Annotated in this window: 21 protein-coding genes; 16 read left to right on the top strand and 5 right to left on the bottom strand. The window is 53.3% G+C overall.

Translation table 11 applies throughout. The features are described from left to right. The first annotated feature begins 5 nt into the window (after window positions 1-5). From ACR9FF_RS18385 to spoVM, 6 genes are all read left to right on the top strand, one after another. On the top strand, window positions 6-776 hold the full coding sequence (locus tag ACR9FF_RS18385; protein ID WP_127493421.1) for a Stp1/IreP family PP2C-type Ser/Thr phosphatase: 771 nt from the start codon (window positions 6-8) through the stop codon (window positions 774-776). After that, on the top strand, window positions 773-3010 hold the full coding sequence (gene pknB / locus ACR9FF_RS18380) for a Stk1 family PASTA domain-containing Ser/Thr kinase (RefSeq protein WP_435163575.1): 2238 nt from the start codon (window positions 773-775) through the stop codon (window positions 3008-3010). Before ACR9FF_RS18385 ends, pknB begins: the two co-directional genes overlap by 4 nt. Continuing rightward, on the top strand, window positions 2997-3923 hold the full coding sequence (gene rsgA / locus ACR9FF_RS18375; protein WP_127493417.1) for a ribosome small subunit-dependent GTPase A: 927 nt from the start codon (window positions 2997-2999) through the stop codon (window positions 3921-3923). The genes pknB and rsgA overlap by 14 nt, the downstream gene beginning before the upstream one ends. 5 nt (window positions 3924-3928) lie before the next feature. Next, window positions 3929-4573: a ribulose-phosphate 3-epimerase gene (gene rpe, locus ACR9FF_RS18370; protein ID WP_127493415.1), complete on the top strand. Its 645-nt coding sequence runs from the start codon at window positions 3929-3931 to the stop codon at window positions 4571-4573. A gap of 5 nt (window positions 4574-4578) precedes the next feature. Beyond that, a complete protein-coding gene (locus tag ACR9FF_RS18365; protein WP_127493412.1) occupies window positions 4579-4869 on the top strand; it encodes a hypothetical protein in 291 nt (96 codons plus the stop codon). A 143-nt stretch (window positions 4870-5012) separates the two neighbouring features. Next, window positions 5013-5093, top strand: a complete 81-nt coding sequence (gene spoVM, locus ACR9FF_RS18360; RefSeq protein WP_010345573.1) for a stage V sporulation protein SpoVM — start codon at window positions 5013-5015, stop codon at window positions 5091-5093. A 396-nt stretch (window positions 5094-5489) separates the two neighbouring features. On the opposite strand, the gene rpmB is transcribed toward spoVM, so the two are convergent. Next, the gene (gene rpmB, locus ACR9FF_RS18355; protein ID WP_015845317.1) at window positions 5490-5678 is read right to left on the bottom strand and encodes a 50S ribosomal protein L28; all 189 of its coding nucleotides are present in this window, start codon (window positions 5676-5678) and stop codon (window positions 5490-5492) included. 302 nt (window positions 5679-5980) lie between these two features. Here rpmB and ACR9FF_RS18350 point away from each other — a divergent pair, with 302 nt between their 5' ends. The 5 genes from ACR9FF_RS18350 to ACR9FF_RS18330 all read left to right on the top strand — a co-directional run bounded on the left by ACR9FF_RS18350 (window position 5981) and on the right by ACR9FF_RS18330 (window position 11518). Then, window positions 5981-6340 (top strand): Asp23/Gls24 family envelope stress response protein, encoded by a 360-nt coding sequence (locus ACR9FF_RS18350; protein ID WP_015845316.1) that lies wholly within the window; start codon window positions 5981-5983, stop codon window positions 6338-6340. 57 nt (window positions 6341-6397) lie between these two features. Continuing rightward, window positions 6398-8212, top strand: coding sequence for a DAK2 domain-containing protein (locus ACR9FF_RS18345; protein ID WP_435163572.1), 1815 nt, complete (start codon window positions 6398-6400; stop codon window positions 8210-8212). A gap of 24 nt (window positions 8213-8236) precedes the next feature. Further along, window positions 8237-9091, top strand: coding sequence for a DegV family protein (locus tag ACR9FF_RS18340; protein ID WP_435163570.1), 855 nt, complete (start codon window positions 8237-8239; stop codon window positions 9089-9091). An 11-nt stretch (window positions 9092-9102) separates the two neighbouring features. Continuing rightward, window positions 9103-11157: an ATP-dependent DNA helicase RecG gene (gene recG, locus ACR9FF_RS18335; protein WP_435163568.1), complete on the top strand. Its 2055-nt coding sequence runs from the start codon at window positions 9103-9105 to the stop codon at window positions 11155-11157. A gap of 73 nt (window positions 11158-11230) precedes the next feature. Next, the gene (locus ACR9FF_RS18330) at window positions 11231-11518 is read left to right on the top strand and encodes a stage VI sporulation protein F (RefSeq protein WP_127493404.1); all 288 of its coding nucleotides are present in this window, start codon (window positions 11231-11233) and stop codon (window positions 11516-11518) included. A gap of 285 nt (window positions 11519-11803) precedes the next feature. Here the strand turns inward: ACR9FF_RS18330 and ACR9FF_RS18325 are convergent, their stop codons facing one another. Further along, window positions 11804-12502 carry an SOS response-associated peptidase gene (locus tag ACR9FF_RS18325; protein WP_435163566.1) on the bottom strand — a complete coding sequence of 233 codons (699 nt, stop codon included), beginning with the start codon at window positions 12500-12502 and terminating at the stop codon, window positions 11804-11806. 126 nt (window positions 12503-12628) lie between these two features. Here ACR9FF_RS18325 and ACR9FF_RS18320 point away from each other — a divergent pair, with 126 nt between their 5' ends. Beyond that, complete coding sequence (locus ACR9FF_RS18320; protein ID WP_435163564.1) at window positions 12629-13927, top strand: DUF2515 domain-containing protein; 1299 nt, start codon at window positions 12629-12631, stop codon at window positions 13925-13927. A gap of 44 nt (window positions 13928-13971) precedes the next feature. Here the strand turns inward: ACR9FF_RS18320 and ACR9FF_RS18315 are convergent, their stop codons facing one another. Both ACR9FF_RS18315 and ACR9FF_RS18310 read right to left on the bottom strand, forming a co-directional pair. After that, the gene (locus ACR9FF_RS18315) at window positions 13972-14448 is read right to left on the bottom strand and encodes a hypothetical protein (RefSeq protein ID WP_435163562.1); all 477 of its coding nucleotides are present in this window, start codon (window positions 14446-14448) and stop codon (window positions 13972-13974) included. After that, window positions 14445-15698 carry a DNA polymerase IV gene (locus tag ACR9FF_RS18310; protein ID WP_435163560.1) on the bottom strand — a complete coding sequence of 418 codons (1254 nt, stop codon included), beginning with the start codon at window positions 15696-15698 and terminating at the stop codon, window positions 14445-14447. The genes ACR9FF_RS18315 and ACR9FF_RS18310 overlap by 4 nt, the downstream gene beginning before the upstream one ends. Window positions 15699-16056: 358 nt before the next feature. On the opposite strand from ACR9FF_RS18310, the gene ACR9FF_RS18305 reads away from it, so the two are divergent. Beyond that, window positions 16057-18807 carry a peptidoglycan-binding protein gene (locus tag ACR9FF_RS18305; protein WP_435163558.1) on the top strand — a complete coding sequence of 917 codons (2751 nt, stop codon included), beginning with the start codon at window positions 16057-16059 and terminating at the stop codon, window positions 18805-18807. Between the two features lie 15 nt (window positions 18808-18822). Further along, entirely contained in the window at window positions 18823-20835 is a 2013-nt protein-coding gene (locus tag ACR9FF_RS18300; protein ID WP_435163556.1) for a hypothetical protein, read from the top strand. 237 nt (window positions 20836-21072) lie between these two features. On the opposite strand, the gene ACR9FF_RS18295 is transcribed toward ACR9FF_RS18300, so the two are convergent. Then, a complete protein-coding gene (locus tag ACR9FF_RS18295) occupies window positions 21073-21942 on the bottom strand; it encodes a helix-turn-helix domain-containing protein (protein WP_201001101.1) in 870 nt (289 codons plus the stop codon). Window positions 21943-22145: 203 nt separating this feature from the next. Between ACR9FF_RS18295 and ACR9FF_RS18290 the strand changes: the two genes are divergently transcribed. Beyond that, the gene (locus tag ACR9FF_RS18290) at window positions 22146-23009 is read left to right on the top strand and encodes an ABC transporter permease (protein ID WP_236013223.1); all 864 of its coding nucleotides are present in this window, start codon (window positions 22146-22148) and stop codon (window positions 23007-23009) included. 15 nt (window positions 23010-23024) lie between these two features. Further along, on the top strand, window positions 23025-23921 hold the full coding sequence (locus tag ACR9FF_RS18285) for a carbohydrate ABC transporter permease (RefSeq protein WP_435163553.1): 897 nt from the start codon (window positions 23025-23027) through the stop codon (window positions 23919-23921). Window positions 23922-23980 lie beyond the last annotated feature (59 nt).

Below are 23980 nucleotides of genomic sequence, written 5' to 3'. Positions count from 1 at the left end.
CACGGTTGATTACGGCAAACCGAAGCGATGTCGGACGAATTCGTCATATTAACGAAGATCGTTCGTGGGTAGGACAGCTGGATAACGGCATTACTTTAGCGATTGTCGCCGACGGAATGGGCGGCCATCAAGCCGGGGATGTAGCGAGCCAGCTGGCGGTTAATACGTTCAGAGACATGCTTGAGAAGAGCGCGTCGAAGGCGGATTTATCGATGCAAGAGGGGAAAATGCTGATTCGCCAGGCGCTTGTCATGGCTAATGACGTCGTCTACGATATGGCATCACGCAACGAGCAGTACTACAATATGGGAACGACAATCGTAGCTGCCCTGTACAGGGAACAGCAATTGATTATCGGGCATATCGGGGACAGCCGCGCCTATCTCATTACCGCAGATGGAATTGCGCAACTGACGGAGGATCATACCCTCGTCAACGAACTGGTCAAATCGGGCCAGATCAGCCTGGAAGAAGCGGCGCATCACCCGCGCCGCAATGTTATTACGCGTGCCGTCGGTACGGACGCGCAAGTCGAGGTAGATATTTATACCGCAGCCTTGTCCGATAACGATGTATTGCTGCTGTGCAGCGACGGTCTGACCAATATGGTCAGCGACGAAGAGATGCTGCAGACGGTTCGTGAGGAAGGGCTGGGATTGGATGATAAAGCGGATCGCCTCATTCAATTGGCGCTGCAAGCCGGAGGAGACGACAATGTTACGGTCGTGCTTCTTCAGGAGGAAAGCGCTGCTTATCGAGGAGGTGACAACGGATGATCGGACATCAACTAGGTGGACGCTATGAAATTTTAACGAGAATCGGCGGAGGCGGGATGGCGCTTGTCTATAAAGCGCATGATATCCTGCTGAACCGTAACGTCGCGGTAAAGGTGCTAAGACAGCAATTCGTCCATGACGAGGAATTTATTCGGAGATTCCGCAGGGAAGCGCAGTCGGCTGCCGCTCTATCCCATCCTAATGTCGTCAGCATTTACGATGTAGGGCAGGAAGAGGATACCCATTACATCGTAATGGAATATATCGAGGGTCATAATCTTAACGAAATCATTCATGAGCGTGCGCCGCTGCAGGCCGACGAAGCGGTGCGGATTGCCGTGCAGATTGGCGATGCGCTGGAGCACGCCCATCAGAATCATATTATTCATCGCGATATTAAGCCTCATAACATCTTGATCGGCAAAAACGGAAGAGTGAAGGTAACGGATTTCGGGATTGCCCGTGCCGTAACTTCCTCTACGATTACGCAGACCGGATCGGTTGTCGGTTCGGTGCATTATTTCTCGCCCGAGCATGCCAAAGGGATAAGTACGGGGGAGAAATCCGACCTGTACTCCCTAGGGATCGTGCTCTATCAGATGCTGACGGGAAAGCTTCCGTTCTTCGGGGAAAGCCCGATCAGCGTTGCGCTTAAGCATCTGCAGGAGGAGTTCGAGGAGCCTAGGAAGGTGAACCCTCATATCCCGCAGAGCGTGGAAAACGTTATATTGCGCGCGATGCGCAAAAATCCGAATGAACGCTATCAGTCGGCCCGCGAGATGCTTAACGACCTGGATACTTGCCTCAAGCCAAGCCGCTTGAGCGAACCGAAGGCGACGTTCACGAGCGGCAGCGATCTCGATGAGACCCGCGTGATGCCTGCGATACGGGGCGATATGCTCAATTCCGCGCCGCAGTACGAATTAACGCCTGTTCCGCCTGTCGAAGCCTCCGTTCCTCTTGAACGGGCAAACAAGGCGACGGCTGCCTCAAGTCAGACGGAACCGGAATGGAAAGACGAGAAAGCAAGCGGAAAGCCTAAAGGCTGGAAGCGTCCCACAACGATTGTAGCGGTAACCCTCGTCATCTTGGGTTTGATTATTTGGGGCTTCTTTGCTTTGTTGAACAAGCTTGACGTGCCGGAAGTGGACGTGCCTTTTGTGGTCGGCAAACAGGAGGATGTGGCTCGGACGATGCTTGAGGAAAAAGGGCTTAGGGTCAAGGAGCCCGTTATTCACGAGTTTATGGGCGATGTGCCTGCCGGCGAGGTCTTTGCGCAGGATAAGGCCAATATGCGGGTGAAGGAAGGCTCTTGGATTCAGCTGTCCGTCAGCGACGGTGCTGTGCTGGAGAAGATAACCGACTATAAGGGCAAGCAGCTGCAGGAGGCTAAGGATGATCTGATAGCGCTCGGCGTGCCTGAAGATCAGATTTCTGCGGAGCAAGTATTCAGCGACCAGGATCCAGGCACGATCATAAGCCAGACGCCGGAGTTTGGCTCGGAATTCGATCCGAAGACGGCGACCGTCAAGTTTATGGTCAGCAAAGGCCGCGAAACGATTCCGATGCCGAATCTGATCGGCCATACCGTTGCCGAAGCGAAAGATATCGTAAAGTCTAACGGGCTGGTCCTGCAGGATGACGATATTCTGGAAGAGCCGAGCTACACGCAAGGCAAAGGATTCGTCATTGACCAGGATCAATTCAAGCCGAACGATCCGGTGCCTAAAGGATCGAAAATAACGATTACCGTAAGCTCGGGTCCTCCTAAGGACGCGAAGAACCATACGTTCAACGTAACGATCTCGCCTGCCGAAGCGGGGAAAACAAGCGAAATCCGCATTGTGTATTCCGATGCGCGCGGTCAGGACATCGAGTGGGGCAAACGCCAAATTCAAGATACCCAATCCTTCCCCGTGCAAGTTATTTTGGCGCCAAATACGGAGGCCAGAGTGACGGTTTACCGGGACGGTCAATTCGTGGATACGCGCACGATCACTTACGAGGAGCTGGCTCAGGGCTCGAACTCCTCTTCGCTTACGATACCGGGTTCCGGCAACGGCAATAACGGTAATAACGGTAATAACGGTAATAATGGCAATAACGGTAATGGCAACACGGATACGGAGACCAGCACCGACCCGACAGAGAAAACGAAAAATCCGGATCAGCCGGCAAATGCGGATCCGACAGATAGCAACGACAACGGAGGCACTCCAGATGAGCAGCACTAGTGAAGCCAAGGGAAGAATCGTCAAGGCGCTCAGCGGTTATTACTACGTATTGCCGCATGATGCGGAATCGCCGGAGCAGACGGTGCAATGCCGTGCTCGCGGCGTATTCAAGAAGAGAGGCTTAACGCCGCTAGTCGGCGATGACGTGGTGTACAGTTTAACGGAGAACGGCGAGGGCACGGTAGAGGAACTCCTGCCCCGCTCTTCCGAGTTGATCCGGCCGCCTGTCGCTAACGTAGACCTGGCTATCCTTGTCTTCTCCGTGACGGAGCCTACCTTGAATTTGCAGCTGCTTGACAAATTCCTTGTGCACATCGAGCATTCCGGTATTGAAGCGGTGCTCTGCTTGAGCAAGCAGGACTTGGAGCAGGACGGCGAGGAGACGGAAGAAGCCATAGCCGCTGCCGAAGCGGTAAATCGGATTTACACGGCTATTGGCTATGAAGTATACGGCACAAGCTCGCGCCAGGGCGTAGGCGTTGAGGAGCTGCATGGCCGACTTAAAGGGCATGTAGCGGTCTTCGCGGGCCAATCGGGCGTGGGCAAATCCTCGCTGCTGAATGCTCTTGTACCTGGCCTTGAGCTTGAGACAAACGAGATCAGCAACAGACTCGGCCGAGGCAAGCATACGACGCGCCACGTGGAACTCGTCGAGATAGGCGGCGGTTACGTGGCGGATACGCCAGGCTTCAGCCAGCTTGATTTCACGGAGCTTGGCATTGAGGATCTGGGGTACTGCTTCCGCGAGATGCGCGAGCTTGCGCCGGACTGCAAATTCCGGGCGTGCACCCACGTGCACGAGCCGGGTTGCGCAGTGCTGAAGGCGGTAGAGGAGGGCGCGGTTGCGCCCAGCCGCCATCAGAATTATTTAACGTTTATGACGGAAATGAAAGAGAGAAAGCGGAGGTACTAAACCATATGGCAATTATCGCACCATCTATCCTGTCGGCGGATTTCGCACGGCTTGGAGAAGAGATCAAAGCAGCCGAAGAGGCCGGAGCGGATTGGATTCACGTCGATGTTATGGACGGTCATTTCGTACCGAACCTAACCTTCGGTCCTCCGGTTATCGCGGCCGTACGTCCGGCTACAAAGCTTCCTTTTGACGTGCACCTGATGATCGAACGCCCGGAGCTGTCGATTCCGAGCTATGCAGCGGCGGGAGCTGACCGGATTACGGTTCATGCCGAAGCAACGGTGCACCTGCACCGCACAATCCAGCAGATTAAGGATTTGGGTCTGCCTGCCGGCGTTGCGCTTAATCCAAGCACGCCATTGTCGGTTCTGGAACATATTCTGGGGGATGTTGACCTGATCCTCATTATGACGGTTAACCCTGGTTTTGGGGGACAGGCCTTTATCGAGGAATCGCTCAATAAACTTCGCCAGCTTCGCAAAACGCTTAACGAACGAGGCCTCGGCCATGTTCACGTGCAAGTGGACGGCGGTATTAACAGCGTTACTGCCAAGCAGGTTGTAGAAGCCGGTGCGAACGTGCTTGTAGCAGGCAACGCCGTATTCGGGGAAAGGGATCGCGCGGCCGCGATTGCTGCGCTTCGGTAACGAGTGTGGATGAAGATTTCGAGTTAGAGGAAAGTATTTGGAAGAAACTGTTCTGGATTGCTTTTTACGCGATAACAGCAGGCGTTCTGCTAGGGCTTTTTACGGCCATCAGCTCGCCTATCAAGTACGTATTCTCCCTGGTGGCTCTTTTTATCGCCATTAAATGCTTTAAGCGCTTCTCTACCTGGGGACCGCGGATTTCCTTTATCGTTTCCGCAATAATCGTTTATTTCGCTACGGCTCTTGTCATCGCAATCGTGGTTTATATGCGGGATAATCCGATGCCGGCAGGCTAATAGAATACTAGCCGGCGCTTTGGAATAGGACAGCTTAGCATCGCATAGGATGGTTACATGAACGAAGGTTCGTGTAGCCATTTTTGCGTTTTCATTATTGGTACACATCCAATTTCGATGAGCGTGTCTGAGGAGGGATGGGCATGAAATTTTACACGATCAAACTGCCGAAATTTCTGGGCGGATTCGTAAAAGCAATATTGAATACCTTCCAAAAAAATTAGGTCCGATGCACGGCTTAACGAACGATCGTGGGCAAGGCAGAGCGGTCCCGCCATTGTAGAAGCGGCGAAAGGCGTTCTGATCCGTAGAATTCTAAGCGAGATAAAGGTGAACTTATGATCCTTAGAATTCAAGGCGGAACGGTCCGCCATTTAGTGCAGGCGGTAGGCGTTCCGATCCGGAGAGTGAAACGGCTCCACTATTTCCGTGTCAGAGGGCGGGTTGCATTCCGGAGAAATGAACAAAGAAAAAGCACCTGAGCTCAGGTGCTTTTTGTCTAAATATAAGAAAGTATAAACAAGTATACGACGCTTATATTTCATAGCGAAACGTTCGCTGCGCCGCCAGAATGACGGCGTCAGCCGTTTGCGCTAGACCGCTCGGTTGGAATCCGTCAATTAAACGCGAGTTACTTTGCCGGATTTCAGTGCACGTGTGCTGACATAAACGCGTTTCGGTTTGCCGTCTACCAAGATGCGAACCTTTTGCACGTTTACACCCCAAGAACGACGGTTTTTGTTGTTTGCGTGGGATACATGGTTGCCTGTACCAGGCGATTTACCAGTAATGAAACATTTGCGGGACATGAGTACACCTCCTTAAGGTTGTGCCGCAAGAAAGCGAGGCTTTCCTGCAAGCATGCGCTTAGAGTTTGCTTTTTGAGCCATTAGCTGCATTGTTAGCACAAGCTGTATTAAAAAATACCTGGGTCAAGCCTGCACATAAACATACTTGACTATCGTATCACAATTGTTGTGTATCAGCAACTTAAATGTACATGAAATGATGGATTTTGTCATCGTTTTTGCCTTGCGCCCTTCTATAATCAAGCGGTTTATAGTACAATAATCCTTAGTCCATATTATTTACGGTAAAGGAGTGTATTCCCATACCACTGCAGATTAAGAACGAGCTTGGACAGATAATTGTGAATGATGACTGCATTGCAGTGATTGCAGGCTCTGCAGCCATGGATTGTTATGGGCTTGTCGGGATGGCTTCCCGCAAACAGCTTAAGGACGGCATCGCCGAGCTGCTCGGCAGAGAGAACATGTCGAAGGGCGTCGAGGTACGCCGGGAGAACGAACAGCTTCATATTGAATTGCATATTATCGTAAGCTACGGCACGAAAATTTCCGAAGTCGCGCATAATATACAGAACAAGGTAAAATACGTCCTCAATGATGTAATTGGTCTTCAAGTGGACCAGGTTCATATATTTGTTCAAGACGTAAGGGTATCTACGTAGTCAATGCTTACGAAGTTAGAATTGCTATTGCAATTCTTTTAGGAAGGGGAATTGTCGTTGAGTAAGCGCTCCATTAACGGATCTGATTTTACCGCCATGGCACTGCTCGGTGCGGAATATTTAGAAAGAAATGTAGACCGGGTTAATGCATTAAATGTGTTTCCGGTGCCAGACGGAGATACGGGTACGAACATGAATCTAACGATTGTCTCGGGGGTTCGTGAACTGCGGAACAAGCCATCCGACCATTTGGGAAAGGCAGCTGAAGCATTGTCCAAAGGACTTCTGATGGGGGCGAGGGGCAACTCGGGGGTTATTTTGTCCCAGTTATTCCGCGGCTTTGCCAAATCGCTCTCCAACCTGGAAGAGGCCGGGACTTTGCAGATTGCCGCTGCCTTTCAAAACGGCGTCGATATGGCTTATAAAGCAGTCGTGAAGCCAGTCGAAGGAACGATTCTTACGGTAGCAAGAGAAGCGGCCAAGCATGCCGTTCAGTATGCCCGCAGAACGAGTGATGTCGTTGAACTGATGCAAGAGATTCATGCGAAGGCAAATGAAGCGCTTCAGCGCACGCCGGATCTGCTGCCGGTATTGAAGCAGGTTGGCGTCGTTGATTCCGGCGGACAAGGTCTCGTCTTTATTTACGAGGGCTTTGTTCAATATTTGACGCATAGCGGTACCATTCAGGAGAAGGTATTCGCATTCCCGTCCGAAGCGGCAGCACCGGAAGAAGTGGCTGCGGCGCAACCGGCTGCGGCGAACAGACCGTCGGCCGCCCTAAAACCGTCCGTACCGGCATCCGCGCAATCGAAGCTGGCGACAGAGGATATCGAGTTCCTGTATGATATGGAATTCTTTATTAATCGCAAAATCAGCGGGAAACCTGCAGTGTTTTTTAATGAATACGCTTTCAAGAAGGCGCTTGAAAAAGACGGCGATTCGATTCTCGTTATTGCCGACGACGATATTATCAAAGTGCATGTCCATTCCCGCAAGCCTGGAGATGTATTGAATCTTGCCATGGCTTACGGCGAGCTGACGGACTTCCATATTCTGAATATGCGGGAACAGCACCGCGACCTGCTTGAGCATGAAGCGGCGGCTGAGCCTTTTGCACCGGTACCCGAGTACGCGCTGACCGGCGACATTTCGTCGACGGAGCTGCTGGCAGGACCGGCTGCGCAGGTGGTCGCGCCTGAGAAGCTGCATGAGCTTGCGCCATTTGGCATCGTTGCGGTTGCGCTTGGCGAAGGCATCGCGAACATTTTCCTCGGCAACGAGGTGGATATCGTATTGTCCGGGGGACAAACAATGAATCCGAGCACAGAGGATTTCGTGAACGCGATTGAATCACTGCCGGCAGAGCATATCTACCTGCTCCCTAATAACAGCAACATCATTCTCGCGGCAGAACAAGCCGCGGAGCTGAGCGGACGCCAGGTAACAGTTATTCCGACAAAAACGATTCCGCAGGGCCTGGCCGCGATTCTTGCCTTCAAGGAAGAGGAATCGGCGGAGCGCAACGCGGCATGGATGAAGAGCGCGGCGGAGCAGGTCGTATCCGGCCAAGTGACGCAGGCGGTACGGAATACGTCGATTGACGGCGTAGACATCCAAGAAGGCGACTATATGGGGATTAAAGAGAAGACGATTGTCTCCTCCAAGCCAACCCTGCTTGAGGCTTGCCAGCTGCTGATGGCGGCGATGGCCGAAGAGGGCGGCGAGCTTCTGACGATCCTGACCGGCGAGGATGCGAAGGAATCCGATACAGCCGAACTATGCGAATGGATCGAGAAGGCATACCCGGATATTGAGCTTGAGGTTCATTCCGGCGGCCAGCCTTTATATCCATATTTGTTCGCTATGGAATAGCCATAATAAGTTGGGAGGGGACGTATGGGGAACATAAGCATCGTGACCGACAGCGCATCGGACATTCCACTCGCGCTGAGGCAAGAGCTTGGCATTGAGATGGTTCCGCTGAAAATTCTGTTCGGGGAAGAGACTTACTATGATGCCGTTACGATTGATACGGATCAGTTTTTCGAGAAGGTAGCGGCATCGCCGGCAATGCCTACTTCGTCCCAGCCATCGCCGATGGAGTATCAAGAGGTATACGAACGCATATTGCGGGAGGATCCCGGGGCGACGATTATTTCGATTCATTTGTCTGGCGCGGTCAGCGGAACTTACCAGTCGGCCGTTATCGCCAGCTCGATGATTGACGGAGACCCGGATATTACGGTTATCGATTCGAAAACAGCTTCTTACGCCTATGGCATGCGCGTTGTAGCAGCAGCCAAAATGGCCAGGGAAGGGGCTTCGAAAGAAGCGATTATGACCGAAATCGAGCGGATGAAGCGGGAAACGCAGCTGTATTTTCTCGTGGATACGCTTGAATATTTGCAAAGAGGAGGACGGATCGGCAAAGCTTCGGCTCTTATCGGATCTATTCTTAATATTAAGCCGATCCTGTCGCTCGACAAAGAAGGCTACGTGTATGCCGTAGATAAAATGCGCGGTACGAAAAAAGCAATGGCGCGGATTATGGATATGCTTGGCGATGCCTGCGGCCAGGATCCGGTTATTGTAACAATCGCCTGGAACACGAATAAGGAAGCTGCTCTGGAATTCCTCGAGCTGATTAAAGCCCGCTTCAATGTTCAAGGGGTTGAATACGCAACCGTCGGTGCCGTAATCGGAACCCATGTAGGTCCCGGCACGATGGCTGTGTTCATGCGCAGAGTGTGAGGTAGAGAACAATGACGCTGGAACAGTATTCGGTCCGGCAAATTAAAGGCGTGAGCGCTCCGAAGGAAGAAGAGCTTCACGCCTTTGGCGTTCAGACAGTCGCCGATTTGCTGGATTATTTTCCATTTCGATACGAAGATTACCGCATCCGGGAGCTTGCCGAGATCAAAGACGGCGAGAAGGTGACCGTGCAGGGAACGATTCGCGGAAACGGGATTTTGCAGCGGTACGGCAAAAACAAATCGCGCCTGACTTGCAAAATCGAGGTTAACCATATGCTGGTGACGGCTGTCTGGTTCAACCGTCATTTTCTGCAAAATCAGCTGACGCCGGGCAGAGAAATTATGCTGACGGGCAAATGGGAGCAGCAGCGCCTGCAGATGACCGTGTCGGAATCCGAATTTGCGGACAAGTCTACAGGCATGGTGAAGTCGGGCACGCTTCAGCCGGTTTATTCCGTGGGCGGAGGGATTACGCAGGCCTGGATGCGCAAAACGATCAAGCAGGCGCTTCTTCAATACGGCGCCATGATTGAGGAGGTGCTGCCGCATGAGCTTGTCGAGCGCCACGGGCTTATGGCAAGGCGGGATGCCGTGCAGCGGATCCACGATCCGGGAGAGGTTAAGGAAGGTCTCGAAGCCCGCCGGAGGATGGTCTATGAGGAGCTGTTTCTTTTTCAACTGAAGCTTCAGGCTTACCGTTCTTTAACGCGGAAACGCGGGGACGGCATTGTTCATCAGGTGAACGGGGAGACGATCCGCAACTTTGCGGCTACGCTTCCTTTCGAGCTGACGGACGGCCAGAAGAAGGTTGTTAACGAGATTATGTCGGATATGCGCCAACCGGCGGCGATGAACCGCCTGCTGCAAGGGGATGTCGGATCCGGCAAAACGGTCGTTGCGGCTATTGCGCTGTATTGCACGATCAAAGCCGGCCATCAGGGGGCTCTAATGGTGCCGACGGAGATTCTGGCCGAGCAGCATTTGCGCTCGCTGCAGAAGCTGTTTGCGGACACGGGCATAGAGGTCGCTCTCCTGACGGGCAGCTTGACGGAGAAGAAGCGCCGCGATGTGCTTGCCGGGCTGCAGATGGGCATGATCGATATTCTGGTGGGTACGCATGCGCTTATTCAGGACGATGTCTTTTTCCGCAGCCTGGGGCTAGTTGTGGTGGACGAGCAGCACCGGTTCGGGGTGAACCAGCGGAGTATTCTGCGCCGCAAAGGGCTGAATCCCGATGTGCTGACGATGACGGCCACTCCAATCCCGAGAACGCTGGCCATTACGGCGTTCGGGGATATGGATGTGTCCACGATCAAGGAGCGTCCGCATGGCCGCAAAGCCATTAAGACGTATTGGGTCAAGCATGACATGATGGACCGCGTTCTTGGTTTTATCCGGCGCGAGGTTGGAGAGGGACGCCAGGCGTACGTCATCTGTCCGCTGATCGAGGAGTCGGACAAGCTGGATGTGCAAAATGCGATTGATTTGTACGTGCAAATGCAGCAGGCTTTTCCGGATTTGAAGGTGGGGCTCCTGCATGGCCGGCTGTCGGCTTCCGAGAAGGATGAAGTGATGCGCGCGTTTGGCGACAACGAGACGCAGCTGCTTGTTGCGACAACGGTTGTTGAGGTTGGCGTCGACGTTCCGAACGCCACGCTTATCATTATCATGGACGCGGAGCGGTTCGGGCTTTCCCAGCTGCATCAGCTGCGCGGGCGCGTCGGGCGCGGGGAGCATCAATCGTTCTGCGTGCTCGTGGCGGATCCGAAGTCGGAGAACGGACGCGAGCGGATGAAGGTGATGACGGAGACCAACGACGGCTTTGAGGTGTCTCGCCGGGATTTGGAGCTGCGGGGACCGGGGGATTTCTTCGGGACGAAGCAAAGCGGCCTGCCGGAGTTCAAGATCGCGGATATGGCGGCGGATTACGAGATGCTGGAGCTTGCCCGCGACGATGCGGCGGAGCTCGCCGGACGGGATGATTTCTGGACGAATCCGACCTTTGAACGGATGCGTGTCCAACTGCTGAAGGATCAAATTTTTCAAGGGGAACAGCTCGACTAAGCAATATCTTCCCTCTTACGGCATATAGTTAAACGATCGAATCATCGGAATGCCGGATGGAGGTGTAAGGCTGGTGAGTTACCAAAAGTACGGCATTCGGCCGCAATTGGTCGAACGCGTCAAATTCAAACTAAAAAATCCGGTCGTTAAGGACCGGATACGGCTGTTGCTGGGCAATGTCACGAAGTATGATCTGCAGGACCGGGTAAAGGTGCGGAAGCTGGTGAAATCAGCGACTTCTATTTTACAGGAACCGCTGACGGATATTCAGGAAGAACAGATTATCGATTTTGTCCTTGCGCAAAAAATAGATCCAAACAACACCTTCCATTTGCTGAAGCTATGGGGGATGTTCCGCTGACCGCTTTGCGGTCGGCTTTTTTTTTATTTTCCGATTCGGTGTTCAATACCCGGTGAGTTCCTTTTTTTCGCTTGATGATGCTAGGTTGGATTATTTACAGTAAAATCGGGCTGGAATGAAGAGACTCTGATGCTACGTTGGATTATCTACAGTAAAATCTCTTGATTTGGCTTCTTTTCGCCGAAATGCGCTGATTATCCTGTACGCAATCCAATGTAGATCCCATTCAAGGGGGTGATTGCCGTCATATGCTGCATGAATTCCAATGTAGCATTTAAAAGCTATCTACCACAGATGCAGCTGGCCGCCCGGGTTTACCGGTTCGATGCATTCGGCGGTGTCATTCTTGACGCTCCCGACCGCTGGGGATACCGGATAGGCTTCGAGCTCTTCCGCCGCATACGGCAGGAAAAGACGCTGCAGGGCCTGCGGGTCCTGCACGGTCCGGTCGAGCCAGAAGGGCTCGTCCTCCTGGCGCAAAATCACGGGCATCCGGTCGTGGATCGGGGCCATCAGCTCGTTGGGAGAGGTCGTCATAATGGTACAGGTGCTAACGGTGGTTGTGCCGTCCGGCGCAAGCCACGACTCGTATAGACCCGCCATGCTGAAGATGGAGCGGTCCTTGCGGACAATACGCATCGGCTGCTTGCCGCCGTCCGTCTTTTTCCATTCGTAGAAGCCGTCTGCCGGGATCAGGCAGCGCTTGCGGCGAAGCGGCGTCTTGAAGGCCGGCTTCTCGGCGGCTGTCTCGGAGCGGGCATTGAGCATTTTATTGCCGATCTTCGGATCGTCCGCCCAAGGCGGAACAAGCCCCCACTGCAGCTCGCCCAGCCGGTTGCGCTGACCGTCATTAATAATGGCAAGCACCTGCTGGCCAGGCGCCACGTTGTATTTGGGACGATGGTAAGGCACCTTCGTCTCGCCGATCATATAACGAATCATCAGCTCCTCGAGCGATACGGTGATGGTATATCTTCCGCACATAGCCAGTCCTCCTAAAACGTTTTTTGGGAAAGCATATGCTTCACGCCCGTTCTTTGCTTTTTATTATGCATGAACAGGCGGCCTGACGGCAAATACTTGTGTTACCAGGATAGAGGAGGGCGGTCGATGTTAAGCAGGGGGAGAGGGCGCGGCCGCTTCGGACTACGGCTTCGCAAAATCAAACAGTTTTTTTCTTTGCCTGCCGCCGCATGGGATTATGCGGTGGGCAAATGGCATGGCCTCGAGGCTTCGCATGAGATGCTCGCGGAAGCAGCTCCGCTGCAGCTTGCCGAGGATGCGGTCGCCGAGCTGGAGGGAGAATGGCGGAAGCTGGAGGAGCAGCAGGCGGAGCAGGTGACCGGCGAATGGAGCGGGCAAGAGAAAATTCTTATCGAACGGATTCGGGCGGAGACCTCCCGTCTGAACCGCAATAACGTGACGCGGACGGAAGCCTACCGGTTGATGTATCAACGGCATCCGGAGCTGCACTGGGCGATGCTGGCCCATCTCGTATCCCGTAACGGCGGGTGGAATATGACGGATCTGGCAGGCGAATGGCTGCCGCAGCTGCTCCCGGGCGATAAGCGCCAGTCGGTCTTCTTGCTGCTAGAGCATGCGAATACGTTTATTTTTGGCGATGCTTATCCGCAGCTGCTGCTCTACGAGGAAAGCGTACGCGTGCAGCGTCCGTTGTTTCATCTGCTTCCGGCTTTTGGGATAACACGGTTTATGAAGCCGGTATGGGAGCAATTCTGGCGAAGACGCGATTCCGTGCCTCTAACGGTGGCGCTTATTGTGAACGAGCAGCATTTCATTGAGCAGCGGGTAGTACAGGACGATTACTTCCGCAAAAACGTGCTCGACACCCTTTTCTTCGGCATGCAGTCGCTGCTGCAGCTGAACGCGGTGATGTTCCCGTATCATACCGAAGGGGAGCGGGAGTTGCGGCTGGCGGGATTAATTATGGAGGACTTCGACGATCTGTCCGAACGGATCGAATTCGGCAAATCGTTGTATGCCGTTTTATTCGGCGTACCCCGGGTACGGGGAGGGGCGCTGGCTTTTGCGGCGAATGCGCGCCATACCGGGTCAAGGGCGGACTATGCCCCGCATCTGTTCGCCCGGGTACGCCGGGAGCCGCCCACAGCGCTGTACAAGGAGCGATTGTTAGGCGGCAAGCTTCTGCCGGGAGCCGCGCCTCTCTACAGCCCGGAGCTTCGCGATGCCTGGGCGAACCAGGAGCTCGAGACCGCGAAGCGGGAAGACTGGTTCGGCTCGGCTGACGGCATCCTGCCGTATTTCCGAAAGCTGAAGCTCCCCCGCAGCTTCGAGTTGACGAACGAATACGGCCTGCTGCTGAACAAAATTGAGCTTGCCGTGCTTGCTGCCCAGCAGCTGAGGCAGGAGGAGCAGAGGACCAGATAAAAACACCGCGCCCGCTGCTGCCAGCGGGCGCGGTGTTCGGAAGGTTATTTAAACATCAATGAGATATATTTGGCGATACGCACGCTGATCTCGGCGCGGGCCGCATCGCGAATCATGGAGAAGCGGTCCTCGTAGCCGCGGCAAACGAACTTGTAATGAATCGCTCCGTGCTCACTGTCGCTCTCCTCGAGGAAGACCCGGATATTGCGCTCCTTAAGCGCTTTGCGAACAGCGGTCAGATCCGTGTGTATATGCCCCATCAGGACGCGCGAGGCTTTCATGTACAGCTGCCTCATGGAGTAGAAGGATAACTCAATGTCCTTGCAGTTCTTGTCCACGATCGTCAGCATCATAGGGAGGAGCACATAATCCCGAATTAGCTCAAGTTCCTCTTTGGTTGGAACGGGGACGGGGCCGGAGGCCTTCGCCGGCTCACGCCGCTCCAAATATTGCTCCCGGTGCTCAGGCAGCATCATGCGGCTGGATTCCCAGCGGCCGTTTCCCTCCAATTTCTTGCTCATTTGTAGTGTCCTCCAATTTTGACGCTGCGTTCACGGGCCTGGGCTGACTCGAGCAGCGAGGACGCCCGGAGAATCGAGGTCGTTCCGAATTTATGGCGGATCGCGTCCGTGACGCGATCCAGTTTTCTTTCCTTCTCCCTGTTGCCGAACAGGGTAAGCTGATATTGATCGTCGGGTACCAACTTAGACAAGGTGATACCAAGCTTGCGTACGGGCAACCGGTCCCAATGGGCGTAAAATAACGTGCGGGCCGCAGCAAATACTTCCTTCGTAATATTCGTCGGATCAGGTACCGTCATCTGACGGAAAAAGCCGGTTGGGCGTTCGAAGTCCGCACCTTGCGCGCCTGCTGCAACCACGCAGCCCATATAGCCCTTCGCGCGGCTGCGGCGGCAAACCTCCTCGCTTAATTCCAGCAGGACAACGTCGATCTCCTGCGGTTTGCTGTAATCCCTGGGAAGCGTCATCTGATGACCGACCGCTTGCTGCGCGTCATGGGTGCTTGGCTTGACCGGGCTTGGGTCAATGCCGTTTGCCGTCTGCCAGAACAGCTCTGCCTGAATATCGCTGTTGCGGCCCATCCGCGCCTGAAGCCGACGCTTGAATTCCGGCAAGGGAAGGCTGCCCAGCTCCCCGATCGTCGTAATCCCCATTCGCTGAAAATGCGCGGTCATGCGCGAGCCAACGCCAAACATTTTGCTCACCGGCAGCGGCCATAACAAAGATTTCACCTCGGACTTCGGAAGAGTAAACTGACCCGTATCGTTCTTTTTCGCCCAAATATCGGTCGCCATCTTGGCCAGAATCTTGTTGGAGCTCATGCCAACCCGCGCCCATACGCCAGTATAAAGCATGATCTTGGTCTGGATCTGCGTTGCAATCTCTTGGGCAGAGCCGAAATATGACAAGGAGCCGGTAACGTCCAGGAACTGTTCGTCGATGGAGAAGGGCTCCACCAGATCGGTAAACGAACGAAAAATATCGGTAATCATAAGCGAGACTTCAATGTAGGCTTGCATTCGCGGTTTGATAATGACGAGCTGCGGACATTTGCCAAGCGCTTCGCCAAGAGTCTCGGCCGTTGTGACGCCGTACTGCTTCGCAAGCGGACAAGCAGCCAGAATAATGCCCGAACGCCTCGAAGGATCGCCGGCCACAACGACCGGATCATTCTTATATTCGGGATGCGCGGCCTTCTCGACGGACGCGTAGAACGACTGGCAGTCAATCAGCATAATGACACGTTCCATAATCCCCACTCCAATACAAATGCGAAAGTATGTTCGTATCTTATTATATACCGAATGTACGTTCGCTATGCAAGGGATATTTAAAGGTAATTTCAAACAGTTGGGAGCGGGCGCGGGGGGCGGGCGGAGGCAAAAGCACCGTGCTGCAGCTGTTGACCCGACTAGGGATACAGGCTGGCGAACGATGTCGGGTATTGATGAATGGAAGGGAAGGAATAAGTCCGAGGTTACAATCCACTCCATACTGGCGGTGCATGCGACTCGTCCTACCGTGTGCTATATTCTATTTGCCACATGGGCCATAGTCCCACGGCGGATACATTTTCCGATAAAATTCCAACGAATGGAGAATCGCCCAATGACGAACGTGAAACGAATTACCGATCTCGTCGATTATCAGTCCGTGCTGCCGTATGCGAGTGAGCTGTTCGGTGTGCATCAATCGCTGATCGGCTGGAAATCGAAACGCGTGCTCGACAAGCTGCAAATGGGCATAAAGCTGGAAAAGAGCGGCTTGCTGCCGCGGCTGCAGCGATATCTGGCGAATCGGACGCCAATCGACATCAATGCTGACTGCTACGTAACGGCGCCGAACCTCGTGCCGGCAGGATTCGCCGGTCCGACGCTGAAGGAGCAGGATTCCATCCTGCTCCGTACGATCAGTAATAATCTTCGCGAGTATGGCGCGATGCCGAAAAGCGTGGAAGAGTGGAAGAAGTTCGTCAATGAGGATGAACTGCGCGGCATTTTGAACAACCAGGTCATCGAGTATTACTCCGAAACTTCCATAAACCAATGCAAGGTGATCATCAGGACTAATGCGAACAATCCGGAGTTGACGAATCGCCTGCGCGAGCAAAGCAAAGCCGACATTCGCCTCGCACTCGAGAACGAGACCGAAATTGCTGGCGTGCTTCAAGAGCTCTTTATCAACGAACGGGCGGACGGGTTGACTCGAATCTTTTACACGAACCCGGATTTCGATGCCAAAAAAGCCTTTTATGACGTGCTCGAGAAGACTGCCCCTGATCTCGCTGCAGATCCGTATCTCTCGTTTGATCCAAAGAAGGACGTCAAGGACGTCTCCTTATCCCCGCTTGGCATCGTTCATTTATACCGGCAATATTTTTTCGAGCTGGACAGCTTTCTTGGAACGCCGACCGGCCATGTATGGCTAAGTCCCGGCTCGACTGTCGAATTGATCGAAGTCAGCACCCGCAAGACGACCGTTGAGAAGACGGTCGAGACCTCCCTCGAGACGACGAAGAAGATGGAGACGAGCACGACGGATCAGGATGAGATCAGCCAAGCGGTCAAGGAGGACAACAAGGAAGATTTGAAGCTCGGCGTTACCTCTACGGTCAATCAATCATGGGGAACGGGCAGTGCATCAGCCACCGCCAGCCTGAATATGGACAAGACGCAGCAGGTAGCAAGAGAGACGGTTCACAAGAAGATGCGGCAGCAGAGCGAGAAGCTCTCCAGTGAAATCCGGGAAAACTATAAATCGACGTTCAAGACGATTACGGAGGTTACGGATACGTCGAGTAAGCGCTATGTGCTGACGAATACCACGGAGAAGCTGGTCAACTACGAGTTGCGCCGCAAGATGAGGCAGGTCGGGGTGCAGGTCCAGGATGTCGGCACCTATCTTTGCTGGGAAGCTTACGTTGACGAGCCGGGCGAAGGCCTCGGTCTCGCCAATCTGATCCATATCGCGCAGCCGTCCAATCTGCTGCCGGTTCCAGATCAGACCGAAATACCCGTGCCGGCCGACCAATTCATCCCGCTCAAGACAAATGCGGTCTGGAACTTTGGCGATAAACGGAAAACCGGATTTGTCACGGTAGCGGTCATGGACCCTCCAGCACCTCCGGAAGGATTTGAAATCGTCAAGGAAGCGGGCGTTTTTCAAGCCGCGCAGCTCTCTGCGTCCGGCGAAGACTTCACGGGCGTCTGGGCATTCGGTGCGAGGTTCAACGGGAGCGGACAAATCGAGATCGGCGTCATTACGGGATCTGGCGGCATCGAGTGGGACAAACGGATCGATTTCGCGGTCGGCACCGTCGTGAAATGCACCGCGAGTGCGGCTAAACGGGCGGAGATCACCGCCGCGAATACCGCGAAAAAGCTGAAGGGAGAAGCGGCTACCGCCGAGAATAACCGGATCACCAAGGAAACGTTCGTCAAATCCGCCAAAGAGCGCGTCGAGCTGGCGCGCGGCATCACAAAGCGAAATTACGAAGAATTGCGGGAAGAGGAGCGGATCGCCGTCTACCGCAAACTGATTAGTTCGCTCATGACCGGCTTTCAATATTATTCGGCTAGCGACAGCAGTCGGCATGTCCTCTCCGAGCTGCTGCTGTCGATCTTCGACATCGACAAGATGCTGTATTTCGTAGCCCCGGAATGGTGGAAGCCCCGTGCATATCAGCATCTCAATCTGCCGGACCTCCAGTCGCAGTTGGCCGACAGCATCGTCACCTGGAGTGACAGCACTGTGCGTCAGGACAATTACCTTATAACAGAAAAATCTGCGCCGGCTCCGATGGGCAGCTCGCTCGGCTGGCTGCTTCAACTGGACGGCGATAACCTGCGCAACGCGTTTCTGAACGCGCCTTGGGTGAAAGCGGTCATCCCGATCCGTCCCGGGAAGGAGCAAGCCGCGCTCAATTGGCTGCAGAATGCCGACGTCGAAGGCTCCGACGGACTTGATGCCTCTTATGCCGCAACGGATGACGAACTGACCGCCATTCGCACGAGACTCGGATTGGATCCCGCCGCGGACGTCACGATCCGTCATGCCATTGACTTTCTCTGCCTCGAAGTTGCCGATAAGAACACGGAGTCGAACACGGTCAAGACGTATCCGAGCACGGAAATAAACGATGATAATAAAGTCCATTCCACCCCGGTGGAAAAGGTGTTCGAGCATGGCTTCTATCCGCTGCAAGGGGGATTTCGCGCGGATCCGAACAGCCAGAATCCTGATCCCAACAATACAGACCGGCATTTCCAGATCTTCGATCAATGGATCGAGGTGCTTCCCACCGATCAAGTTGTGCCCGTAGAGGTCGTGTACGATCCGAAGACCGGGCGGCAGCTCTGACGGGAGGGAAATCCATTGGACGCAAAAGATATCTTTGTAGGTCCTTTGCTTCGGCGGGCCCAGCAGGATCTCGTCGTCATCTGTCTGGCCGTCTTCAAGCCGGTCAACCTGATCTTCTCGGTCAGGGAGCACGGCAAGGACTACTGGCTCGGACATGACGATACACCCGTGCCTATCCAGGTTTCGCCTTCGCTGTTTTTTTATTTCGGTCGCGTGATCCCAAGCGAGCAAGGCAAGCTGTTTCCCGTGCGCACGCTGCTCGAGTACAGCATCGGAGTGCTGGACCCTAATGAGCAGGCGGATTACCAGCCATTCGAGACGATCGTGGCGACGGACGGGCTCGGCCTTGCTTACGGAGAGCGCAAGCTTCCGACGTTCTTCCTGCAGAGCCCGTCGCAGAAGCTGAACGTGATGTATGGTTCCTGCCGCAAAATCCATGACGAGCAGGGCGGCAAGCTGGATGCGCTTCATAATGGCGACAAACTTATTGCCGCGAACGCTGGCGATCTGGATAAACGACCCGCCATTCTTTGTCTGGGCGGCGACCAAATCTATGCCGACGACGTGGATCCGGCCGTTATGAACGAAGTCATGGCACTGGCCAGGCGAATCGAAGGGGCGGAGCCCGAGAAACTGCCCGTCGCGGCGAGCCTGCCCGGGATCGGCGGGAGGAAAGATTTCGTCTCCAGGTACGCCAAGTTCACATCCGGGGAAAGCGAAAACCATCTGGTCACGTTCGCCGAATATTTGGCCATGTACGGGCTGATGTGGAACGTGAATAATTGGAAAACTCCGTTTGGAAAACATTATTCCTTCACGAGCACGCTCGGGGATGTGCGGCGACTGCTGGCGAATATCCCGACCTATATGATTTTTGACGATCACGACATTACAGATGATTGGAATTTATGCGTCAGATGGCAAAAGGAGGTCCGCAAAACCCCGCTAGGCAACCGGATTGTCGCTAATGGCTTGATGGCCTTCTGGCTGATGCAAGGGTATGGGAATCAGCCCGATCTGTACAGCGATGAGATGCTTTACGAAATTGCGGACCGGATACGCGATCGTCACAAGCAGTACAAACGCACCGAAGCGTTATTCTGGGAACTGCGCGATTGGGAGTTTCATACGCCAACCTATCCATTCATCTATTTTCTCGACACTCGGACGCAGCGTGGCATGAAGGACGGACTGCGTGGCAGCAACGAAGGCGCTCCTGCTTATCTGAAGAATCCGCAATCTTGGTCGGCGACAAAAGGTAAGCTGGATGTCTTATTGAAGCATCAGAATCGCGATCTGCCGCTTGTTCTCGTGATCGCAGCACCCGTGTTCGGCTACAAATTCATCGAGGACCTGCAGAACGCCGTATCCGCGGTGGCTGGGCCGTATTTCTTGGATTTGGAGAGCTGGTCGGCAAATCGTCAGCATCTCTTGCTATTCCTTAATCTGATGGCTGATCGGGATGTCGTTATTCTATCGGGGGATGTCCATTACGCATTCACCTCGACGATGAAGACCGTCATATACGACGATTTCACATTGAGGGAGATCATGAAATGGCTGCCGGCCGGAACGGCGCTCCCAAAGACGCCGCGGGGCACCTCGCCAACTTACGAGCCGTTGTGGTCTGCGCGGTTCCTTCAACTGACGAGCAGTGCCCTCAAGAACTATGCAAGCAGTACCTTCACCAAGATCCCAGCCAATCTGACGACGTCGGATCCGGCCTCCATTCTGACGGAAGACGGAAGCATGCTGACCGGCGACCCGGATACCGACGGTTTCGCAATGATCGAATGGGATCTAGCCGAAGGACGGAAGGTTGTCGTGAAGAAGACGAGGGAAGAAGTCAAGCCTGCTCGGCTCTTCAAGCAGCGCGTGAACAACGCCGCCAATTCCAGGTACGTGGGCGATCATAATCTTGGCGTGGCATCGTTCCACAACAGAACGGTGACCAATTATTTTTATACGGTAAATGGCAGGGAAGCTGAGCGAACATGGAATTTCGCGAACAACAGCACATGGGAGTGAAAGTTATATACTCGGAGGGTTGGTGCAGCAAAGAACGGAGTCCATTGAGGAGAGCCCTGCACAGCGAATAGAGTTTCCGTGACAAGACAACCCAGTACCGCTCCGGTACTGGGTTTGTTGTAGCTACGCGGCCCGCGCCGAGATTAGCGTCCGCATCGCCAAATATATTTCCACGATGTTTAAGTGAACCTTCGGAAGCACCGTCCGCTGCACGCAGCGCGGTGTTTTTTTGTGGGGTTAATTAAACTGCTCCCTGCGGTACACCTTCGGAGACATCCCGTAAACCTTGGTGAACTGTCGGGTGAAATAGTTGCTGTCGTTAAATCCGCTTTTATACGAAACTTCCGTAATCGGGACATGGGTTGTCTTAAGCAAATTGCACGCATGCTCCAGGCGGAGGCGCAGAAGATAGGCAAAGGGCGTCGTTTGATAATAGGACTGAAAAATCCGGTTTAAGTGCCTTACCGAAATATCCGATTTCTCGGCAATCTGCTCACGCGTAAGCGGCTCAAGATAGTGGTCTTCCATAAAGGAAATCGCATTCGCCAAATGCATCAGATTTCCTTGGATTCCTTGCTGGCCCTGAGTCTGATATTGCCTGGACAAATAAACGACAAGCTCCATGAAACGTGAACGCAGCATAGTCTGATAGCCCTGAAGCTTGTCCGCGTATTCCTCAATCATAAAGGCGACGAGGGAGGATACGTATTCCAGGCCCGGGATCGGCAAGCTGAGTTTGCTGCTGAAGGACTGGATATTCCGATAAAACGGTTCCAGGACGAACAACGCCCGGAAGCCGTTGGAGGATCGCAGATCGGGACCGGCTGATGCAAGGATGTCCGGACGGTACATGATGTTGCAGATCCGGAAATCATGGGGATCCTTGTAGGCATGAGAGGCAGCGCCGTCAATAACAAAGACATCCCCCTTCTTAATAAACGAAGCTTCGGTGTTTACGATATGAGTAGCATTTCCGTTCAAAACGATAACGAGCTCGGAAAAATCCACGTGATCGTGAAGATACATGTCCTCGTCATGCCCGCCATATCCGATATAGAACAGAAATTGCTCGTCGGAGGTAAACCAATTTAAATGGACGCTTGTCATAAGACTTAAAACTCCCCTCAAAAACATGACGTAAGCTGGTTTGATGTCCTAATCATGCTATTTTAAGACCCTAAAATCAAGGATTAGGTCTAATTTGCTCCATTATAATGCTAAGTGAACAAGAAAAACAGCAGAGGAGTGGTGCAGATTTGTCCGTCATAAGCATTTGGCAGCGCATTGTCCGGCAGCGGTATCTTTATTACATGTCGGTCCCTTTTGTCATTTTTGTTTTTGTATTCAGTTATATGCCGTTATGGGGCTGGACGATGGCTTTTCAGCAATTTCGAGTAGGGAAGTCCTTCTTCGACCAGAAGTGGGTCGGCTTTGATAACTTCCGGATGTTGTTTCAGGATGATCAATTTTTTAATGCGCTGCGAAACACCTTGGCGATGAGTTTTATGGGGCTCATTGCGAGCTTTACGATTCCGATCCTCTTCGCCGTTCTGTTGAACGAGGTCCGTATTTCGTTTCTGAAACGCTTCGTACAGACGGTTTCCTATCTGCCGCATTTTGTCTCCTGGGTGGTTGTTGCGGGGATTGTGACGAAGATGCTTTCAGCCGAGAATGGCGTTGTGAATCAAATCTTGGTAGGCTTGCATCTCATTCATGAGCCGATTCAGTTTATGGCCAAGGAAAATTTGTTCTGGTACCTGGTGACGAGCGCGGATATTTGGAAGGAAACCGGCTGGAACGCCATTATCTATCTGGCCGCCATTGCCGGGATTGGTCCGGAACTCTACGAGGCAGCCCGTGTTGACGGTGCAAGCAGGTTGAAGCAGATTTGGCATATTACGCTGCCGGGTATTCGTTCCACGATTATTATTTTGCTGATTATGTCAATCGGACATCTGATAAGCATCGGGTTCGAGAAGCAGTTTCTCCTCGGGAACAGTCTGGTAAAAGAGAAATCCGAAGTACTTGACCTGTATGCCCTTAACTACGGACTGGGAATGGGGCGTTATTCCTTCGGCACCGCAATTAACATTTTCAACTCCGTGGTAAGTCTGATCCTTCTATTCGTCGCGAACGGCATTTTCAAGAAGATCACCAAAGAAAGCATTATGTAAGGAGGGCTTGAAATAGTGAAAGTTCGCATCTCACTGACGGATCGGCTCTTTGACGTGATCGTTTATCTCGTTATTTCGCTGGTAGCGGTCTGTACCCTTTACCCGTTCCTGAATGTGCTGGCTATATCCCTGAATGATTCAACCGACACGGTAAGGGGAGGCATTACGGTTTTTCCCCGTCACCTGACGTTTGACAATTATTCGCTTATTTTCTCGTTCGCAGGGCTGCTTACGGGACTCAAGATTTCGGTGCTGCGGACCTTGGCCGGTACGGTATTGGGGCTTATCAGCTCTTCCATGCTGGCTTACGTGCTGAGCCGGACGGAATTCGACGGACGTAAATTTTTATCCCTATTCCTGGCTCTGACGATGTATGTATCGGGCGGACTCATCCCTTTCTACCTTCTCATGCGCGATATGCATCTTATCGGAACGTTCTGGGTGTATGTGCTGCCCGGACTCGTAAGCGCATTCAATGTGTTTATTATTCGCTCGTTTATCGACGGGCTGCCGTATGCCCTTCAGGAATCGGCGAAATTGGATGGAGCCAATGATTTTACGATCTACTGGCGCGTTATTCTTCCGTTATTGCTGCCGGCACTGGCCACGGTTGCGCTGTTCCTGGCGGTTGGCCAATGGAATTCCTGGTTTGATACGTATTTGTACAACGGCTCGAAGGAGCATTTGACCACGCTGCAGTTCGAGTTAATGAAAGTGCTGCAGAGCACCCAGGTGGGCAGCAGCGGTCAAGAGGTTAACGGGACGAGCATGAATCAAGTGATGAACAGAATTTCTCCGGAATCGGTCAAAATGGCAATCACAATCATTGTTACGGTTCCGATTCTTCTGGTCTATCCGTTTCTGCAGCGGTATTTCGTTACGGGGATGACGCTTGGCGCGGTGAAAAGCTGATTGATCTGACAGCGGTATCGGCAGGGTAACCTGTTTATACGATATACGAATCTTAATTT

Origin of the sequence: Paenibacillus glycanilyticus, assembly GCF_051200795.1 — a bacterium.
In the GTDB taxonomy this organism is placed as follows: Bacteria; Bacillota; Bacilli; order Paenibacillales; family Paenibacillaceae; genus Pristimantibacillus; species Pristimantibacillus glycanilyticus.
This window is presented reverse-complemented; position numbering and strand designations above follow the sequence as displayed.